The 17,234-nt window shown below is 65.3% G+C and carries 15 protein-coding genes; 6 read left to right on the forward strand and 9 right to left on the reverse strand.

The genetic code is table 11. The features are described from left to right. The 3 genes from EN786_RS05760 to EN786_RS05770 form a co-directional block, all read right to left on the reverse strand. Nucleotides 1–990, reverse strand: a complete 990-nt coding sequence (locus tag EN786_RS05760) for a 3-oxoacyl-[acyl-carrier-protein] synthase III C-terminal domain-containing protein (protein ID WP_127309750.1) — start codon at nt 988–990, stop codon at nt 1–3. Nucleotides 991–1,168: 178 nt separating this feature from the next. Next, nucleotides 1,169–1,618, reverse strand: coding sequence for a DNA polymerase III subunit chi (locus tag EN786_RS05765; protein WP_127286764.1), 450 nt, complete (start codon nt 1,616–1,618; stop codon nt 1,169–1,171). A gap of 19 nt (nt 1,619–1,637) precedes the next feature. After that, nucleotides 1,638–3,122, reverse strand: coding sequence for a leucyl aminopeptidase (locus EN786_RS05770; RefSeq protein ID WP_127286765.1), 1,485 nt, complete (start codon nt 3,120–3,122; stop codon nt 1,638–1,640). 348 nt (nt 3,123–3,470) lie between these two features. On the opposite strand from EN786_RS05770, the gene lptF reads away from it, so the two are divergent. The 6 genes from lptF to rsmA all read left to right on the forward strand — a co-directional run bounded on the left by lptF (nt 3,471) and on the right by rsmA (nt 11,245). After that, complete coding sequence (lptF, locus tag EN786_RS05775; RefSeq protein ID WP_127286767.1) at nt 3,471–4,667, forward strand: LPS export ABC transporter permease LptF; 1,197 nt, start codon at nt 3,471–3,473, stop codon at nt 4,665–4,667. Between the two features lie 2 nt (nt 4,668–4,669). After that, nucleotides 4,670–5,752, forward strand: coding sequence for an LPS export ABC transporter permease LptG (gene lptG, locus EN786_RS05780; RefSeq protein WP_127286766.1), 1,083 nt, complete (start codon nt 4,670–4,672; stop codon nt 5,750–5,752). Further along, the gene (locus tag EN786_RS05785; RefSeq protein ID WP_187331191.1) at nt 5,752–8,163 is read left to right on the forward strand and encodes an LPS-assembly protein LptD; all 2,412 of its coding nucleotides are present in this window, start codon (nt 5,752–5,754) and stop codon (nt 8,161–8,163) included. The genes lptG and EN786_RS05785 overlap by 1 nt, the downstream gene beginning before the upstream one ends. Nucleotides 8,164–8,348: 185 nt before the next feature. After that, the gene (locus EN786_RS05790) at nt 8,349–9,272 is read left to right on the forward strand and encodes a peptidylprolyl isomerase (protein WP_127287107.1); all 924 of its coding nucleotides are present in this window, start codon (nt 8,349–8,351) and stop codon (nt 9,270–9,272) included. 89 nt (nt 9,273–9,361) lie between these two features. Continuing rightward, a complete protein-coding gene (gene pdxA, locus EN786_RS05795; RefSeq protein WP_127392414.1) occupies nt 9,362–10,390 on the forward strand; it encodes a 4-hydroxythreonine-4-phosphate dehydrogenase PdxA in 1,029 nt (342 codons plus the stop codon). Nucleotides 10,391–10,414: 24 nt separating this feature from the next. Further along, on the forward strand, nt 10,415–11,245 hold the full coding sequence (gene rsmA, locus EN786_RS05800) for a 16S rRNA (adenine(1518)-N(6)/adenine(1519)-N(6))-dimethyltransferase RsmA (protein ID WP_127285717.1): 831 nt from the start codon (nt 10,415–10,417) through the stop codon (nt 11,243–11,245). 213 nt (nt 11,246–11,458) lie between these two features. Here the strand turns inward: rsmA and gmk are convergent, their stop codons facing one another. From gmk to fabG, 6 genes are all read right to left on the reverse strand, one after another. Continuing rightward, a complete protein-coding gene (gene gmk, locus EN786_RS05805; protein ID WP_245478501.1) occupies nt 11,459–12,133 on the reverse strand; it encodes a guanylate kinase in 675 nt (224 codons plus the stop codon). Between the two features lie 5 nt (nt 12,134–12,138). After that, nucleotides 12,139–13,029 (reverse strand): YicC/YloC family endoribonuclease, encoded by an 891-nt coding sequence (locus EN786_RS05810; RefSeq protein ID WP_127285716.1) that lies wholly within the window; start codon nt 13,027–13,029, stop codon nt 12,139–12,141. Between the two features lie 228 nt (nt 13,030–13,257). Continuing rightward, nucleotides 13,258–14,493, reverse strand: coding sequence for an endolytic transglycosylase MltG (mltG, locus tag EN786_RS05815; protein WP_127311673.1), 1,236 nt, complete (start codon nt 14,491–14,493; stop codon nt 13,258–13,260). A 201-nt stretch (nt 14,494–14,694) separates the two neighbouring features. Continuing rightward, nucleotides 14,695–15,957, reverse strand: coding sequence for a beta-ketoacyl-ACP synthase II (gene fabF, locus EN786_RS05820; RefSeq protein WP_127311674.1), 1,263 nt, complete (start codon nt 15,955–15,957; stop codon nt 14,695–14,697). A 34-nt stretch (nt 15,958–15,991) separates the two neighbouring features. Then, entirely contained in the window at nt 15,992–16,228 is a 237-nt protein-coding gene (locus EN786_RS05825) for an acyl carrier protein (RefSeq protein ID WP_006203723.1), read from the reverse strand. A gap of 213 nt (nt 16,229–16,441) precedes the next feature. Beyond that, nucleotides 16,442–17,179 (reverse strand): 3-oxoacyl-[acyl-carrier-protein] reductase, encoded by a 738-nt coding sequence (fabG, locus tag EN786_RS05830; RefSeq protein ID WP_127285713.1) that lies wholly within the window; start codon nt 17,177–17,179, stop codon nt 16,442–16,444. Nucleotides 17,180–17,234: the final 55 nt, after the last annotated feature.

Below are 17,234 nucleotides of genomic sequence, written 5' to 3' on the forward strand. Positions count from 1 at the left end.
TCAAACCTCCAGCGCCATGCCGCCGAAGGACACGCCGGCCGAGGTGCCGAGGAACAGCAGCCTGGCGCCCGAGGCGATCTGGTCCCCGCGCCGCGCGACATCGAGCGCGAACGGAATCGAGGCAGCGATCTGGTTGCCGTAGCGGGCGGAGATGTCGACGAGTTTTTCCGGCGCGAAGCCGGTCTGGCGCGCCATATGCGCCAGCGCGAACGGGCTTGCCTGATGCGGCACGACGAGGTCGACATCCTCGCGCCGCCAGCCGGCGCGCTGCAAAAGCTCGGTTACGAAGCCGCTGAAATGGCGCGAGGTGACGCGGAACAGTTCCTTGCCCTCCATGTGGAACAGGCTGTGGCGGGCGAATTCCTCCGGCTGGCGATGGAAGTCGAAACGCGTGCCGCCCGATCCGATGCCGCAGACCTCGTAGGCCGAAGGATAGGTGCGCATCAGATTGGCCACCACACTGCCCTCGCCGGGTCCGGCCTTGCGCAAAATCGCCGCCGCCGCGCCGTCGCCGAAGAGAGCGGCGACCTCCGGCTGGTCGCGCCACGGCAGCGCGCGCGAGGCGACCTCCGAGGAGAATACAAGCGCCGTGCTGAATTGCCCGGCCTCGATCAGGCGCGAAGCCGTCTCGAAGGCGGTGAGGAAGCCGAGGCAGGTGCTGTTGACGTCGAAGGCGGCGGCCGAGCCGTCTGGCAGGCCAAGGCGCTGCATGACCAGTGGCGCGGTCGCCGGCAGCGGCTGATACGGCACGCCGCAGCCGCCGATGATCAGATCGACCTCACAGACTTCCAGCCCGGCATCGGTCAGCGCCAGACTGGCCGCCGCGCAGGCCAGATCGATCTGCGATTCGCCTTCGCAGACGTAGCGCTCGACGACACCGGTGGCGGCTTCGAGCCGACCCTGGGCAAGGCCAAGCCGTTCCTCCAGCGCGCGCGAGGTCACGCACTGAGCCGGCACCGCCCCACCGGTTCCGATGATTTTGATACGCATTCTCAACCCGCCGAATGAGTTCGCGTCTATCTAATCCATAAAGCGGATCAGGGGCGATGGCCATGATGGTGGCCCAAGGGTGAGAGTTATCCGGGCGGGGTCGCATCGCCCCAGAAATCGTCTATCGGCGCCGCGCCGACGTTTCCTATCTAATGATTGGCGCCTATCAGTATGGAACCTACGCCTTGCGCTCCCAGCGCCGATCCGGCGTCTGCTGCCAGTAGGTCACCGTGTGGCCGGCCTCCTTCATCGTCTTCCAATGGCTGCGCGCGCCTTCCAGTTGCGCGGCGTCGTGGCCGTCGAACAGGAAGACGGCGCGCTCGTAGCCCGAGAGGTCGGCAGGCGCCGCGCCGTCGACCAGGAAACGGATCTGCGCGGCATTCGGGTTGCCCTCGCCGGTGGTGAGCAGGATCTGCTGCTCGCCCGGATAGGCTTCTCGGTCGGTGGCATGCGCCAGGAACGAATCGTCGCGGAACGTCCACAGATGCTGGTCGAGCGCGTCGCGCCGCTCCTCGGTGCCGGTCTGCACCACGGCGCGCCAGCCGCGGTCGACGCTGCGCTCGAGCAGGCCGGGCAGCGCCTCCTCGAGCGTCGATTCGGTCAAATGGTAGAACAGGATCTCGGCCATGATCGCGCCTCGAACGGCCTTACCCCTCGTAGTGGTCGCGCACGAGACGGTCGAGCAGCCGCACGCCGAAGCCCGAACCCCAGGACTGGTTGATCTCGCTTGGCGGCGAGCCCATCGCCGTGCCGGCAATGTCGAGATGCGCCCAAGGCGTCTCCTTGACGAAGCGCTGCAGGAACTGCGCGGCGATGATGGCGCCGCCGTAGCGGCCGCCAATGTTCTTCATGTCGGCGTTCTTGGAATCGATCAGCTTGTCGTATTCGGCGCCCAGCGGCATGCGCCACAGCCGCTCCTGCGTCGCCTGTCCGGCGCCGGAGAGCCGGTCCGCCAGCTCGTCATTGTTGGAGAACAGGCCGGCATAGTGCTGGCCGAGCGCGACCATGATGGCGCCGGTCAGCGTTGCCAGATTGACCATGAATCTCGGCTTGAAGCGGTCATTGGTGTACCAGAGCGCGTCGGCCAGCACGAGGCGGCCTTCGGCATCGGTGTTCAAAACCTCGATGGTCTGGCCCGACATCGAGGTGACGATATCGCCGGGGCGCTGGGCGTGGCCGTCGACGGCATTCTCGACCAGGCCGATGACGCCGATGACATTGGCCTTGGCCTTGCGGGCGGCAAGCGCGTGGATGAGCCCGGTGACGGCAGCGGCACCGCCCATGTCGCCCTTCATCTCCTCCATGCCTGAGGCCGGCTTCATCGAATTGCCGCCGGTGTCGAAGGTGACGCCCTTGCCGACGAAGGCAACCGGCGCGTCCTTGGCCTTGCCGCCCTTCCAGTGCATGACCGCCATGCGGGCGCCGCGCGGCGAGCCTTGCGCGACGCCGAGCAGCGAGCCCATGCCGAGCTTCTTCATCTCCTTCTCGGTCAGAATCTCGACCTCGACCCCGAGCGCCTCCAGGTCCTTGGCGCGCGCGGCGAACTCCACTGGGCCCAGCGTGTTGGCCGGTTCATTCACAAGATCCCGCGCGAGAAGCACGCCGTCGATCACCGCCGCCTCATCGGTGAAAGCCTTCTTTGCCGCGGCGGGATCGGCGCAGTGGATGATCACCTTGACCGGCTTCTTCGGCTCGTCCTTGTCCTTCTTGGTCTTGTACTTGTCGAAGGAATAGCTGCGTAAAAGGATGCCAGCGGCGAGGTTCGCGGCCTGCCTACCGCCGGCCTCGGCGCCCGGAACATCGAGCACGACGGCGACTTCCTTCGCCTTGCGCAGCAAGGCCGCGATGGTGCCGCCCAGCCTCAGCCAGGCCTGGTCGTCGAGGGCGGCGGCCTTGCCGGCGCCGACCGCCACCAGGCGGTCGAGCGAAGTCCCCTCCGGCGCCAGCACCTCGGCGACGGTGCCGAACTTGCCGGAAAAGTCGGCCACCGGGAACGCGCGCGCGAGCGCCCCGGCCGGATCGCAAGCCTTGCCGGCTTCGCCAACCGCGCCATCGTCGGCCGCCAGCACGAAGGCGCTGCCCTTTTTCGGCGCGGCAAATTTGGCGAAGGCAATCGAAGGTGTCGAAGTCATCAGAACCTGCTTTCGGGGATGGGCGCCGCACAACGGCTTTCAAGAGTGCGCGACATTTGGTCGTTTTCCATCATTTGGCAAGACTTTGGCCGAAATCGCAGCCTATATCGCCGCCGCAACCATCAGTGGATTCGTCGCGGCATGGCCCCGCATTCCTGCCGTAACCTCTTGTTAACCACCAATGTTTTGCATTTCTTATGCATTGCCTTGGACACTCCGGCCAGCCGGGGCGCGTGATGTGGAACGGGAACCAGATCGAGCCGCCAATGCAGCCAGTTGTACTGCCGTCGCCGGATGACTACCTTGTCGGCGGGCATGATGCCGTTCGGCAAAATCGAGAAAGCCTTCATGAAGGTCGTTGAACGCTACATCATGCGTCGCGCAGCGACGGTCTTCGTGGCCGCGCTGACCTGGACGCTGGCGATCGTGTGGACGACGCAGGTGCTCGCCAAGATCGATCTCGTCACCGACAGCGGCCAATCGGCGCTGACCTTCTTCGAGGTCGCGGCGCTGATCATCCCGTCGATCATCCCGATCGTGGTGCCGTTCGCGCTGGTGGTGGCGGTGGCGCAGACGCTCAGCGTCATGAACACCGATTCGGAACTGGCCGTCATCAATGCTGCCGGCGCCTCGCGCTGGACCATCGCGCGGCCGATCCTCCTGCTGGCGCTCGCGGCCAGCGTCTTTTCCTTTGCCGTCGACAATGGCGTCGACCCCTATGCCAGGCAGAAGAACCGGCAGCTGGTGGCGTCGTCGCGCGCCGACCTTCTGTCGCTGATCATCCAGGAAGGAACGTTCCGCAAGATCGACGACGGCCTGTTCCTGCAGATCGGCGAACGCCTGCCGGACAACAGGCTCGGCGGCATCTTCGTGGCCGATTCGCGCGAGGAAGGCGCCAACCTGATCTACTACGCCAAGTCCGGCAGCATCGTCGAAAAGGGCGACGAGAAGGTGCTGATGATGAATGACGGCGTCATCAACCGCAAATCGCTGACCGGCGACCTGTCGGTGATCCGCTTCACCTCCTATGCGTTCGACCTCTCGGCCTTCATGTCGGCGGCGAACGAGATCACGCTGCTGCCCAAGGACCGCACGACGCAGTACCTGCTCAACCCGGATCCCAACGACAAGATGTTCCAGCGCAAGCCGGGCAGCTACACCGCCGAGCTCGACCAGCGCTTCTCCGAATGGTCCTACCCGCTGGTGTTCGCGCTGATCGCGCTGGCGGTGGCGGGCGACGCGCGCTCGCACCGGGAAGCGCGGATCCATCCGCTGATCACGGCCATCGCGATCGCGCTGTTCGTGCGCTGGCTCGGCTTCTTCGCCGCCGGCAAGGCCGACAAGGTGCCGCTCTATGCCTATATGGTCTACGGCCTGCCGATCGTGGCCTCGGCTGTTGCCACCTGGTTCATCGTCTCGTCGAGGTCGATGGAACTGCCGGCGGCCTGGGCGGACTGGATGACCAATTTCGCCGGCCGCGTCAGCGAGACCTGGACGGCCATCAAGCTGCGTCTCTCCCGGCGCGCTTCCGGCCAGGGGGCATGACGATGGGCTGGACGCTGGGCCGCTACTTCTTCTTCCGCTACGTGTCGATCACCATCTGGTTCTTCCTCGGCCTTCTGGCGCTGGTGTTCCTGATCGACTTCACCGAACTGTCCGGCCGCACCACCGGCCTGCCCGGCTTCACCTACGGCACCGCCTTCGCGATTTCGGCGCTGAGGATGCCGATGATCATGCTGCAGACCGTGCCGTTCGTCGGCCTGTTCTCGGCGATGGCGACACTGGTGTCGCTCAACCGCAAATACGAGCTGGTCATCGCGCGGTCGGCCGGCGTTTCGGCCTGGCAATTCCTGCTGCCCTGCTGCATCGGCGCGCTCATGTTCGGTGTGCTGTCGGTCGGAGTGCTCAATCCGATCGCGGCGCACGGCTTCTCCTGGTCCGAGCAGATGGAAAACCAGCTGCGCGCCGGCAATTCGAACGCGGTGCCGGCCGACACGACGCCTTGGATCCGGCAAAAGACCGCTTCCGGCGACACCATCATTGGCGCCCGGGCGATTCTCAACCAGGGCCTGGAAATGGCCGACGCGGTGTTCTTCGTGCTCGACCACCAAGGCAACATCGTCGAGCGCAAGGACGCGGCGCACGCCTTCCTCCGCGACGGCTATTGGGAGTTGCAGGACGTCAAGGTGTTCAAGGACGGCACTATCCGGCCCGCGACATCCGACCGGGTCCAGACCAACCTCAAGCCTGAATTCGTGCAAGAGCGGCTGGCGCGCCCGGAAACCATCCCCTTTTACGACCTGCCCGGCAAGATCGAGGTTGCCCGCTCCTTCGGGCTGAAGGCAAATGCCTTCGCCATGCAGTTTGATTCGCTGGTGGCGCTGCCGTTCCTCCTCGTCGCCATGACGCTGATTGCGGCAACAGTTTCAATGCGATTTGCGCGTATGGGGCAGTCGGCGACGATGATTCTGGGTGGCGTCCTCGCCGGCTTTCTGCTTTATGTCGTTTCGGTATTGGTCAAGGCATTCGGCGTGGCGGGATTCGTCCCTACGGCGGTGGCCGCATGGGTTCCGGTTGTCGTGGCTATGTTCTTCGGGGTGACGTTTCTGCTATACAAGGAAGACGGCTAGTGAGGGAGGCGGTTTTGCGCAGCCATAGGCACGCCGGTTTGGCACGCCTCTATGGGGCGACCGCCTTGGCATGTCTGTTCGCCTGCGCGGTGCCGACGGTACCGGCGCTGGCGCAGGACATTACGGCGAATCCCGTTCCGTCCGGCACGCAGATGCTGCTTGCCGCAGATACGCTCGTCTACAACAACGACAACAACACGGTGACCGCCGTCGGCGGCGTGCAGATCGACTACGGCGGCAACAAGCTGGTCGCCCAGCGCGTCGAGTACAACCGCAACACCAAGCGCCTTGTCGCCAGCGGCGCGGTCGAGCTGATCAACAGCGACGGCACCAAGATCAATTCGGACCATATCGACATCACCGACGACTTCGCCGACGGCTTCGTCAACGCGCTGCGTGTCGAGACCGTCAACAAGGCCTATTTCGCCTCCGAGAGCGCCGAGCGCATGGGCGGCGTTCTGACCACCTTCCACAACGGCGTCTACACGGCCTGCGAACCCTGCGAGGACAAGCCGGACAGCGCGCCGACATGGCGCGTCAAGGCGCGCAAGATCATCTGGAACGGCGAGAAGAAGACGGTCCGCTTCGAGAATGCAAATTTCGAGTTCTTCGGCTTCCCGCTCGCTTATCTGCCGGCTTTCGAGATCGCCGACCCGACGGTGAAGCGCAAGAGCGGCTTCCTGATCCCCGGTATCGTCTACAAGAGCGACCTCGGCGTCGGCGTCAAGATCCCCTATTACTTCGCCCTGTCGCCGACCTATGACCTCACCGTCACCGGCACCGGCTACACCAAGCAAGGCTTCCTCGGCGAAGCCGAATGGCGCCAGCGCTTCAACAATGGCGAATACAGCCTGAAGATCGCCGGCATCCATCAGCAGGATCCCGACGCCTTCATCGACAACGGCGTGCGCAATGTCGATTCGGGCGCGGCGGGCGATCCGAACAAGTTCCGCGGCATGATGGGCACCAAGGGCCAGTTCGCCATCAACGACCGCTGGAACTTCGGCTGGGACGTGCTGCTGCAGACCGACAAGAACTTCTCGCGCACCTATGCCATCGACGGCTACAGCGACACCGTCCACCAGTCGTCGATCTACCTGACCGGCCTCAACGACCGCAACTATTTCGATGTCCGCGCCATGCGGTTCGAGGTCCAGGAAAACACGCTCTCCAGCGACGCGACGGCGCGCGCCGGTGAACAGCCCTGGGTGCTGCCGTCGCTCGACTACGCCTACATCCCCGATATGGCCGTGGCCGGCGGGCAATTGTCGCTCAACGTCAATGCGCGCGTTATCAGCCGCGACCGGCTCGACGTGGCGCTGGCGGATCCTCTCGATGACACCTCGATCAACAATGTGCGCGGCATCGAAGGCCAGTCCAGCCGGCTGACAACCGAGGCTGAGTGGAAGCGTACCTTCACCACCGATGGCGGCCTGCAACTGACGCCGCTGCTGGCGCTGCGTGGCGACGCCGGCTATGTCAACGCCAATACCGCCTCGCTGAACGCGATCAACCAGATGGCGACCAATCTGGGCGAACAGGACGACATGCGCACCTCGCTGGCCCGCTACATGGCGACGCTAGGCCTCGAAATGCGGTGGCCGGTGCTGTTCTCGATGGCGAGTTCCAGCCATATCGTCGAGCCGATGGCGCAGGTATTCGTGCGTCCGAACGAGCAGTATGTCGGCGGCCTCGCTGTTCCCAACGAGGATGCGCAGAGCTTCGTCTTCGATGCCACGACGCTGTTCGAGCGCGACAAGTTCTCCGGCTACGACCGCATGGAAGGCGGCACGCGCGCCAATGTCGGCTTCCGCTATTCCGGCGCCTATGAGGGTGGCTGGAGCACCAACGCCATCTTCGGCCAATCCTACCAGCTGGCCGGCCAGAATTCGTACACCGCGCCCGACCTGGTCAATGTCGGCGCCTATTCGGGCCTCGACAAACCGACTTCGGACTATGTCGGGCTGATCGGCTTCAACAGCCCGAGCGGCTTCTCCGGCTCGCTCAGCGGCCGCTTCGACGAGCAGACCTTCGACGTCAGGCGCGCCGAGGTGAAGGCCGCCTATTCCGGCCTGCCGGTTTCGCTCACTGCCAAATATGCCTTCATCCAGGCGCAGCCACTCTACGGCTTCGAAACCGATCGCCACGAGGTCACGCTCGGCGCTTCGACCCACCTTGCCGAGAACTGGCGCGTCTTCGGCACCGGCACCTACGACATCAAGCAGAGCGTTCTGGTCAAGGACGGCGTCGGCTTTGCCTATAATGATTCCTGCTTCACCTATTTGATGACGTTCTCGGAATCGCGCGACCTTGTGACCAAGGAAGTGTCGCAGAATGTCGGCTTCAACCTGTCGTTCCGCACGCTTGGCGATTTCGGGTCGTCGACCAGCGCCATCGACACCATCCAGTGACGGCTGGCTGACGACATGGTTTCGCCGCATAGGGCTGGCAGGGGTTTCGGTCACATTACGCATGACCCCGAAACCGGAAGACATTTGCCGAAGGATCATGCGCCAGATCAATTGCCATAGCGTCTGCCGCGGGTCCGAGGGGACGCTCGGCGCTGTAGAAGCGGGACAGAATTGGGATACGTGAGATGAGGAAATACCTGTTTTCAGCAGGCTTCGCGCTGCTGGTGGCGGCGACCTCGGTTTCGATCACGGCGATGACGCCGCCTGCCTTCGCCAGCACGATCAAATATGTCGTCAACAACGTACCGATCACCACCGGCGACATCGCGCACCGGGCCGCATTCCTGAAACTGCAGCGCAAGAAGGGCGATGCTGGGCAGGAAATGATCGACCAGACGCTGCGCATGGCCGAGGCCCGGCGGCTCGGCATCCGCATCACCGATGCCCAGGTCGATGCGGCGTATCAGCGCTTTGCCACCAACAACAAGATGCAGCTCAAGCAGCTCGACGGCATCATGGCGCAGTCCGGCGTCACCAAGGAGCACTTCAAGGACTTCATCCGCGCCCAGATGGCCTGGAACCAGGCGTTGGGTGCCCGCTATCGTTCCGGCGAGGGCGGCGCGGTGACAGAGCAGGACGCGGTGCGGCGCATGCTGGACAAGGGCGGCGCCAAGCCGACCGCCATGGAATACATGCTGCAGCAGGTGATCTTCGTGGTGCCGGCCTCCGAGCGCAGCGCGACACTGGCCAAGCGCAAGCGCGAGGCCGATGCCATGCGCGCGCGCTTCAACGGCTGCGACAGCACGCGCCAGTTCGCCAAGGGGCTGCTCGACGTCACCGTGCGCGATCTCGGCCGGGTCCTGGCGCCTCAGCTGCCGGCTGACTGGGCCGACCAAATCAAGGCGACCAAGGTCGGCGGCGCCACCGCCACCCGCGAGACCGAGCGCGGCATCGAATTCATCGGCATCTGCTCGTCGCGCGAAGTGTCCGACGACAAGGCGGCGCAGATGGTGTTCCAGAGCGAGGGCGGCAACGACAAGGACGCCGACGAGCTCTCGAAGAAATATGTCGACGAGCTGCGGAAGAAGGCCAAAATCGTCGAGCGCTAGATTGGCAGGGTTTTGGGCGTGAGTGAACGAGACGACAGAGCCACCTCCTGTCCATACCCGGGCAGATCGCCCCGCAAGACGGCCTAGACATGCGCAAGACCGATGCCCCGCTGGCAGTGAGCGTCGGCGATCCATCCGGCGTCGGCCCGGAGATCGCCATCGCCGCCTGGCTCGCCGGTGAAAGCGCCGGGGTGCCGCCCTTCTACCTGCTTGCCGATCCGACACTGATCGAGGCGCGCGCGCACCACATCGGCGCCAGGATAGCCATCGCCGAAACGCTGCCGGCGCAAGCAGCGCGGATGTTTTCGCGGGCGCTGCCGATCGTGCCGCTCGATGCCGGCCATGTCGACAATCCCGGGCGGCCCGACATCGCCAATGCCGCAGGCACCCTCGAAGCCATCGATCGGGCCGTGGCCGATTGTCTTGCCGACCGCGCCGCGGCCGTGGTCACCTGCCCCATCGCCAAGAAGCCGCTCTACGATGCCGGCTTCCGCTTTCCCGGCCACACCGAATATCTGGCGCATCTGGCGGGACTGCACACGGGCGCCGAGGTGACGCCGGTAATGCTGCTTGCCGGCCCGGAACTGCGCACCGTCCCGGTCACCATCCACATCCCGCTCGTCGACGTGCCGAAGGCGCTGACGAGCGAGCTGATCGTCACCACCGCACGCATCACCGCCGCCGACCTGAAAACCCGCTTCGGCATCGCCAGGCCGAGGCTCGCGGTCGCCGGCCTCAACCCGCATGCCGGCGAAGGCGGTGCAATGGGGGTGGAGGACAGGCGGGTCATCCAGCCGGCGATCGAGCAACTGAGGGCGGAGGGCATCGACGCCTTCGGACCGCTGCCGGCCGACACCATGTTCCATGCACGGGCGCGAGCCGGCTACGACGCGGCACTTTGCATGTACCACGACCAGGCGCTGATCCCGGCCAAGACGCTGGCCTTCGACGAGGCGGTCAACGTCACGCTCGGCCTGCCCTTCATCCGCACCTCGCCCGACCACGGCACCGCTTTCGACATTGCGGGCCAGGGCATCGCGCGCGCCGACAGCCTGATCGCGGCCCTGAGGCTCGCCCGCCGGCTTGCCGACAGCGGGACCGAGGCCGTGGCCGCATGAGCGCATTGCCGTGAGCCTGACCGCATGACGATCGACGGGTTGCCGCCGCTGCGCGAGGTGATCGAACGCCATGGGCTGCAGGCGAAGAAGTCGCTCGGCCAGAATTTCCTGCTCGACCTCAATTTGACCGGCAAGATCGCGCGCTCCGCCGGCGACCTCGCTGACGCCACCGTGATCGAGGTCGGCCCCGGCCCCGGCGGATTGACGCGGGCGCTGTTGTTCAACGGCGCCAGGCGGGTCGTCGCCATCGAACGCGACGAGCGCTGCCTGGAAGCGCTGGCGGAGGTCTCCAATTACTATCCCGGCCGTTTGCACGTCATTCCCGGCGATGCGCTGAAGACGGACTTCGCCGCGCTTGCCGGGGAAGCCGGCGGACCGGTGAAGATCGTCGCCAACCTGCCCTACAATATCGGTACCGAACTCCTGATCCGCTGGCTGACGATTGCCGAATGGCCGCCCTTCTACCAATCGATGACGCTGATGTTCCAGCGCGAGGTAGCCGAGCGCATCACCGCCGCCCCAGGCAGCGATGCCTATGGCCGGCTCGGCGTGCTCGCCGGCTGGCGCACGCAAGCCAGGATCGCCTTCGACGTGCCACCGCAGGCCTTCACCCCGCCGCCGAAGGTGACGTCATCGGTGGTGCATCTGGTGCCGCGCACGGCCCCCTTGCCGGTAGAAGCGAAAAAGCTCGGCCGCGTCACCGAGGCCGCCTTCGGCCAGCGCCGGAAAATGCTGCGGCAAAGCGTCAAGAGCCTCGGCGGCGAGGCCTTGCTGGTCCGCGCCGGCATCGACCCGACGCGGCGGGCGGAGACGCTCAGCGTGGACGAGTTCGTAAGGTTGACGAACGCGGTGTAGTGCTGCGGCCTCTCCTTCTCCCCTTGTGGGAGAAGGTGGCCTCGCGAAGCGAGGTCGGATGAGGGGTGTTGGACGGATCGCTACGCAGAAGGGCGTAAGCGCAGAAAAGCCTTCTGCTTTTCACGCCTCATTTCTTCCAGCACCCCTCATCCGTCTCGGCGCTGCGCGCCGATCCACCTTCTCCCACAAGGGGAGAAGGAGAGGCGCACCGCCTCACTCCGTCTTCTCGTCCAGCAACCCCGAAACGAAATCGAACAGGCCCGGCCGCCTGTCGCGCCGCAGCCGCTCGGCGGTGACGATGCCGCGCACCTCGGCGAAGGCGCGGTCGAGATCGTCGTTGACGATGACGAAGTCGTATTCCTTCCAGTGCTCGATCTCGAGGCGGGCGTTCTTCAGCCTGGTCTCGATCACCGATTCCTGGTCCTCGGCGCGGCGTTTCAGCCGCGCCTTCAATTCCTTCATCGACGGCGGCAGGATGAAGATCGAGACGATGTCGGCGCGCATCTTCTCCTTGAGCTGCTGGGCGCCCTGCCAGTCGATGTCGAACAGCATGTCGCGGCCCTGCGCCAGCGCCAGCTCCGCCGGCTCGCGCGGCGTGGCGTAGCAATTGCCGTGCACCTCCGCCCATTCGAGCAGGGCGTCAGAATCGCGCAGCCGCTCGAACTCGCGCATGGTGCGGAAGTGATAGTGCACGCCTTCGATCTCCGAGCCCCGGCGCGGTCTGGTGGTGACCGAGACCGACAGCTCGAGACTGGAATCGCTTTCGAGAAGATTGCGCGCGATCGTTGACTTGCCGGCGCCCGACGGCGACGACAGAACCAGCATCAGCCCGCGGCGGCGGATGCGGGACCCCAGATCCCTGGCAACCATCGGCTCCTTGGCAACCATCCGGGTCACTCCAGATTCTGAACCTGTTCGCGAAACTGGTCGACGACCGCCTTCAGCTCCAGCCCGATGGCGGTGACCGCGGCAGCGTTCGACTTCGAGCACAACGTATTCGATTCGCGGTTGAATTCCTGTGCCAGAAAATCGAGCTTGCGGCCGATGGCGCCGCCATTGGCGAGCAGCACACGCGCGGAAGCGACATGGGTCTTCAGCCGGTCGATCTCCTCGCGGATATCGGCCTTGGTGGCGAGGAAGGCCGCCTCCTGGTGAAGCCTGCTGGCGTCGAGATTGGCCGAAGCATCCAGCAACAGGCGGACCTGCTCGGCGATGCGTTCGCGGATCGCCGCCGGCTCGCGCGACGGATCCGCCTCGGCCTTCAGCGTCAGCGCCTCGATGGCGTCGATGTGGCCGGCAAGCAGCGAGCGCAGGGCGGCGCCCTCGCCCTGACGGGCCATTTCCAGGCCTACCAGCACCGTTTCGAGCGAGGCCAGGATGGCGCCGTCGAGCGCCGCCCGCGCCTCCTCGGTTTCGATCGTCTCGGGAATGTCGAGCACGCCGCGCAACGCGAGCAGCCCGTCGGCGGTGGCGGGGGCGGCGCCGAATTGCTCCTGCAGGCGCTTGGCCAGCCCGGCCAGATCCTTGAGGAAGGACTCGTTGACCACCGGCTGCACCTGCTGGCCGGCGGCGCGGCCGACCGTCAGCGTCGCCTGGAAATTGCCGCGCGAAAAACGCTTCTGGATCGTCTGCCGGACCGCCGGCTCGAGCCGCTCGAAGCCTTGCGGCAGCCGCAGCCTCACCTCGACGCTCTTGCCGTTGACCGATTTCACCTCCCAGGCGATCGAGGTGCCGTCATGTTCGGCGACCGCCCGTGCAAAACCGGTCATGCTCTGCAGATTCATAATGCCCTTGCGCCCCCTTGCGCGCGGTCGCGGACGTTGCGCGACCCTGAGCGGTTGATGGCATCGCCGAACCGCTCTAACTATTTGTTTCTACGCAATTCCGAACGGAAAGCGTTGCACACTTTTCCTGGAATTGCTCCAAAAAACCACGGCGCCCCCTCGAAGCGTACGCCGCCGTCAAAATATCAACGCCCCCTTGCAGCCGGGCGCAAGTTCAAAAGCGTTTGTCTATTGGGCGGCGCCCGCATCGCCACCGGCGTCACCGCTATCGTCGCCGGTGGCCGGCGCGTCGGTCTGGCCCTCGACCTTGGCGGCGCCAGCCTTGGCGGCGTCCTCGGCCTGCTTCTTCTGTAGTGCCCGGTAGCGGGCGACGTTCTGGTTGTGCTCTTCGAGCGTCGCGGCAAAGACATGGCCGCCGGTGCCGTCGGCGACGAAATAGAGATCGTCGGTCTTTGATGGATTGGCGACGGCCTCAAGGGCCGCACGGCCGGGATTGGCGATCGGCGTCGGCGGCAGGCCGTTGATCAAATAGGTGTTGTAGGGAGTCTGCTTGTCGATGTCCGACTGGTAGATCGGACGGTCGGCGGGTTTGCCCTTGCCGCCGAACAGGCCGTAGATGATGGTCGGATCGGACTGCAGGCGCATGCCCTTGGCGAGACGGTTGAGGAACACGGAGGCCACGCGCGAACGCTCGTCCCCCCTGCCCGTCTCCTTCTCGACGATCGAGGCCAGTGTGACGAAGTCCTCGACATTGGCGATCGGAAGGTCCGGCGCGCGCCGCTCCCAGACATCGTCCACCAGCTTCTTCTGGTCGGCAAGGAGCTTGTCGATCATCTGCTGGCGCGTGGCGCCGCGGGTGAAGCGCAGTGTGTCGGTGGCGAGGCTGCCCTCCGGCGGCATGGCCGCCGGCATGTCGCCGGTCAGCGCATCCTGCTCGGAGATGCGCTGCAGCGCCTGCTCGACTGTCAGCCCCTCGGGGATGGTCAGCGAATACATCACCGACTTGCCGCTCTTCAGCATTTCCATGATGTCGAGCATCGAGGCGCGCGGCTTGATCTCGTATTCGCCGGCCTTGAGCGCGGAATCATTGCCGGTGGCACGCACGCCGAGGCGGAAGATGCGCGCGTCGCTGATCAAGCCGCGCCGCTCGAGCTGGTCGGCGATGTCCTGAACGCCGGTGTTCGGCTTGACCAGGAAGGTGTCGCCATTGGCCGACGGGCCGGGTTCGGTGAACGCCTGCTTGCCGAAATAGAGCGCGGCGCCGGCCGCCAGGATCATCAGCATCACCAGCGAGATGACGAAATTCATGAACACGACGACCTGGCTGCGCGAGGCGCGCGAGCGTCGCGGCGGCGGCGTGCCGGCCTCGGGACGCAGCGCCTCGGCCGCCGTCTTCGGGACGATCGGACCAGTTGCGGCCTGCTGCTTGCCGAAATCTCCGCTGCCGCCCGGATTTGTGTTCATAGCGCCCTACCATCTGATCTCTTGGAGAGGCGCACGTCCCAGCGGACGCGCGGACCACGCTCCAACATTTCAACCCTGCGCCTCGTGCCTTGCGAAAACCGGCCGCGGTTTTCTGTCCGACGCGCGAATCCCCAAGGGCAGAGTAGGGGCGAATATGGCAAAATTGACGACAGGCCGCGCGAGCGGCCGCCGGCCCCACACTCAGCCATTGTAACGCTGGAAGACGAGCGAGGCGTTGGTGCCGCCGAAGCCGAAGGAGTTGGACAGCGCCACGTCGATCTGGCGGGCGCGCGGCTTGTTCGGCACGAGATCGATCGCCGTCTCGCGCTCCGGATTGTCGAGGTTGATGGTGGCGGGGGCCGTGTTGTCGCGGATGGCGAGGATCGAGAAGATCGCCTCCGCCGCGCCCGCCGCGCCCAGGAGATGGCCGATCGACGACTTGGTCGACGACATCGAGATCTTCGAGGCGGCATTGCCGACAAGGCGCTCGACGGCGCCAAGCTCGATCGTGTCGGCCATGGTCGACGTGCCATGGGCGTTGATGTAGTCGACGTCGGCGGGCGAAAGCTTCGCCCGCTTCAGCGCCGCCGTCATGCAGCGGAAGGCGCCGTCGCCATCCTCGGCCGGCGCGGTGATGTGGTAGGCATCGCCGGTGAGCCCGTATCCGGTGACCTCGGCATAGATTTTGGCGCCGCGCGCCTTGGCGTGTTCGAGCTCCTCAAGCACGACGACGCCGGCGCCCTCGCCCATGACGAAGCCGTCGCGGTCGCGGTCATAGGGACGGGAAGCCTTTTGCGGCGTCTCGTTGCGCTCGGTCGACAGCGCGCGGCAGGCGGCGAAGCCGGCCAGCGAAAGCCGGGTCACCGGGGCCTCGGCACCGCCTGCCAGCATCACGTCGGCATCGCCGAAGATGATCAGGCGGGCGGCATCGCCGATAGCGTGCGCGCCGGTCGAGCAAGCGGTGACGACGGCGTGGTTCGGGCCTTTCAGCCCGTGCCGGATCGACACCTGCCCGGAGACCAGGTTGATGATGTTGCCGGGGATGAAGAACGGGCTGATACGGCGAGGCCCGCGCTCGTGCAGGATCAGCGCATTCTCGGCGATGCCCTCGAGCCCGCCGATGCCGGAACCGATCATGACGCCGGTGGCGCAGCGCTCCTCCTCGGTGCCCGGCTGCCAGCCGGAATCCTTCAGCGCCTCGTCGGCGGCCGCGATCCCGTACAGGATGAAGTCGCCAATCTTGCGCAGTTCCTTCGGCTCGAGCACGGCTTCGGGATTGAGCGTGCCGTTGGAGCCGTCACCGCGCGGAATGACGTGGGCGATCTTGCAGGCAAGATCCTCCACTTCGAACTCGGTGACGCGCTTGGCTGCGCTGCGGCCGGTCAGCAGTTCCTTCCAGCTGTGCTCGAAGCCCATGCCAAACGGCGAAACCAGGCCAAGGCCCGTGACGACGACACGCCTCATCGCAGGTCCTCCCCGGTGATGCCCGCGAAAAGCCTCAGGCCGAGGCCTTGTCGATGTACTTCACCGCGTCGCCGACGGTCAGGATGGTCTCGGCGGCATCGTCCGGAATCTCGACGCCGAATTCTTCTTCGAACGCCATGACGAGTTCGACCGTGTCGAGGCTGTCAGCGCCCAGATCGTCGATGAAGCTCGCCTGCTCCGTCACCTTGTCGGCATCGACGCCCAGGTGCTCGATGACGATCTTCTTGACGCGCTCTGCGGTGTCACTCATTTGGGGCATCCTCGTCTTATGTTGAGTTGTCTTCGTTAGCGGGCGGAATGCCGCTAATCAAGCTGAAATATGGTCTTGCGGGTAACGCAACGCCACAGGACCGGTTTTTGCCCGAACCGCCGGGTTGCCGGCCGCATTACACGAAAAATGCGGGAGGTCCAAGCCGAAATGGCGCTTTTCACAACCGCCGGACCATAGTCGGAACAAGGCTGCTCAGATCATCGCCATGCCGCCATTCACATGAATGGTCTGGCCGGTGACATAGGCCGCTTCGTTGGAGGCGAGATAGGCGACCGCGGAGGCGACTTCGGCGCTGGTGCCCATGCGCCGGGTCGGGATCGCCGCCATGATCGTCTCTTTCTGCTTGTCGTTGAGCTTGTCGGTCATGGCCGATTCGATGAAGCCCGGGGCGACGCAGTTGACGGTGATGTTGCGGGTGGCGATCTCCTGCGCCAGCGACTTGGAAAAGCCGATCATGCCGGCCTTGGAGGCGCAGTAATTGGTCTGGCCGGGATTGCCGGTGACGCCGACCACCGAGGTGATGTTGATGATGCGGCCATGGCGGCGGCGCATCATCGGATGGGTCAGCTCGCGCGTCAGCCGGAACACGGCGGTGAGGTTGACCTCCAGCACGCTGTCCCAATCGGCATCCGACATGCGCACGAACAGGCCGTCCTTGGTGATGCCGGCATTGTTGACGAGGATGTCGACGCCTTCGAGATCGGCTTCCGCCTTCTGGCCGAGCGCCTTGACCTCGTCGCGGTCGGACAGGTTGGCCGGGAATAGTTTCACGCGGTCGCCGAGTTCGGCGGCCAGCGCCTCGAGCTTCTCGAGGCGGGTGCCGTGCAGGCCGACGATGGCGCCCTGGCTGTGCAGCACGCGGGCGATCGCCTCGCCGATGCCACCCGATGCGCCGGTGACGAGCGCCTTGCGGCCGGTCAGTTCGAACATGTTGGTCTCCTGATCTCAGAGAGCACCCTTCACACGGGTGCGTTCAAATCGCCAG

This window comes from Mesorhizobium sp. M4B.F.Ca.ET.143.01.1.1, from assembly GCF_004792275.1.
Taxonomy (GTDB): domain Bacteria; phylum Pseudomonadota; class Alphaproteobacteria; order Rhizobiales; family Rhizobiaceae; genus Mesorhizobium; species Mesorhizobium abyssinicae.

What these genes read in the sequence shown, in the direction of transcription:
- EN786_RS05760 (WP_127309750.1), bottom strand. Translation starts at nt 990, where the DNA reads ATGCGTATCAAAATCATCGGAACCGGTGGGGCGGTGCCGGCTCAGTGC.
- EN786_RS05765 (WP_127286764.1), bottom strand. Translation starts at nt 1,618, where the DNA reads ATGGCCGAGATCCTGTTCTACCATTTGACCGAATCGACGCTCGAGGAG.
- EN786_RS05770 (WP_127286765.1), bottom strand. Translation starts at nt 3,122, where the DNA reads ATGACTTCGACACCTTCGATTGCCTTCGCCAAATTTGCCGCGCCGAAA.
- lptF (WP_127286767.1), top strand. Translation starts at nt 3,471, where the DNA reads ATGAAGGTCGTTGAACGCTACATCATGCGTCGCGCAGCGACGGTCTTC.
- lptG (WP_127286766.1), top strand. Translation starts at nt 4,670, where the DNA reads ATGGGCTGGACGCTGGGCCGCTACTTCTTCTTCCGCTACGTGTCGATC.
- EN786_RS05790 (WP_127287107.1), top strand. Translation starts at nt 8,349, where the DNA reads ATGAGGAAATACCTGTTTTCAGCAGGCTTCGCGCTGCTGGTGGCGGCG.
- pdxA (WP_127392414.1), top strand. Translation starts at nt 9,362, where the DNA reads ATGCGCAAGACCGATGCCCCGCTGGCAGTGAGCGTCGGCGATCCATCC.
- rsmA (WP_127285717.1), top strand. Translation starts at nt 10,415, where the DNA reads ATGACGATCGACGGGTTGCCGCCGCTGCGCGAGGTGATCGAACGCCAT.
- gmk (WP_245478501.1), bottom strand. Translation starts at nt 12,133, where the DNA reads ATGGTTGCCAAGGAGCCGATGGTTGCCAGGGATCTGGGGTCCCGCATC.
- EN786_RS05810 (WP_127285716.1), bottom strand. Translation starts at nt 13,029, where the DNA reads ATGAATCTGCAGAGCATGACCGGTTTTGCACGGGCGGTCGCCGAACAT.
- mltG (WP_127311673.1), bottom strand. Translation starts at nt 14,493, where the DNA reads ATGAACACAAATCCGGGCGGCAGCGGAGATTTCGGCAAGCAGCAGGCC.
- fabF (WP_127311674.1), bottom strand. Translation starts at nt 15,957, where the DNA reads ATGAGGCGTGTCGTCGTCACGGGCCTTGGCCTGGTTTCGCCGTTTGGC.
- EN786_RS05825 (WP_006203723.1), bottom strand. Translation starts at nt 16,228, where the DNA reads ATGAGTGACACCGCAGAGCGCGTCAAGAAGATCGTCATCGAGCACCTG.
- fabG (WP_127285713.1), bottom strand. Translation starts at nt 17,179, where the DNA reads ATGTTCGAACTGACCGGCCGCAAGGCGCTCGTCACCGGCGCATCGGGT.